Source organism: Microbispora rosea (assembly GCF_900156315.1).
GTDB classification, from domain to species: domain Bacteria; phylum Actinomycetota; class Actinomycetes; order Streptosporangiales; family Streptosporangiaceae; genus Microbispora; species Microbispora rosea.
Map to the genome: position 1 here is coordinate 1 of NZ_FTNI01000082.1, position 1,070 is coordinate 1,070.

The following is a 1,070-nucleotide window of genomic DNA, read 5'->3' on the forward strand; positions in this document are numbered from 1 at the left end:
GGCGAAGGTGAGAACTTAAGCGCCGGTAAACGGCGGTGGTAACTATAACCATCCTAAGGTAGCGAAATTCCTTGTCGGGTAAGTTCCGACCTGCACGAATGGCGTAACGACTTCCCCGCTGTCTCAACCACAGGCCCGGTGAAATTGCAGTACGAGTAAAGATGCTCGTTTCGCGCAGCAGGACGGAAAGACCCCGGGACCTTCACTACAGCTTGACATTGGCGTTTGGAGCGTCTTGTGTAGGATAGGTGGGAGACTGGGAAGCTGCGACGCTAGTCGTGGTGGAGTCATTGGTGAAATACCACTCTGGTCGTTTTGGACGTCTAACCCGCGCCCGTGTATCCGGGTGGGGGACAGTGTCTGGTGGGTAGTTTAACTGGGGCGGTTGCCTCCTAAAAGGTAACGGAGGCGCCCAAAGGTTCCCTCAGCCTGGTTGGCAATCAGGTGTCGAGTGTAAGTGCACAAGGGAGCTTGACTGTGAGACTGACGGGTCGAGCAGGAGCGAAAGCTGGGACTAGTGATCCGGCATCGGCGTGTGGAAGCGGTGTCGCTCAACGGCTAAAAGGTACCCCGGGGATAACAGGCTGATCTTCCCCAAGAGTCCATATCGACGGGATGGTTTGGCACCTCGATGTCGGCTCGTCGCATCCTGGGGCTGGAGTAGGTCCCAAGGGTTGGGCTGTTCGCCCATTAAAGCGGTACGCGAGCTGGGTTTAGAACGTCGCGAGACAGTTCGGTCCCTATCCGCTGCGCGCGCAGGAGACTTGCGAGGGGCTGTCCCTAGTACGAGAGGACCGGGACGGACGAACCTCTGGTGTGCCAGTTGTTCCGCCAGGAGCACGGCTGGTTGGCTACGTTCGGTAGGGATAACCGCTGAAAGCATCTAAGCGGGAAGCTCGCCTCAAGATGAGGTCTCCCACCACCTTGTGTGGGTAAGGCCCCCTAGAGATGATGGGGTTGATAGGCCGGAAGTGGAAGCGCAGTAATGTGTGGAGCTGACCGGTACTAATAGGCCGAGGACTTGACCATATTATGCTCGCGTTCACTATGTGATCTCAGAGACAGCAACC

At 57.1% G+C, this 1,070-nt stretch carries 1 rRNA gene; it reads left to right on the plus strand.

The features are described from left to right. A 23S ribosomal RNA gene (locus tag BXA11_RS41095) occupies positions 1 to 1,029 on the plus strand; the annotation flags it as partial. Positions 1,030 to 1,070 lie beyond the last annotated feature (41 nt).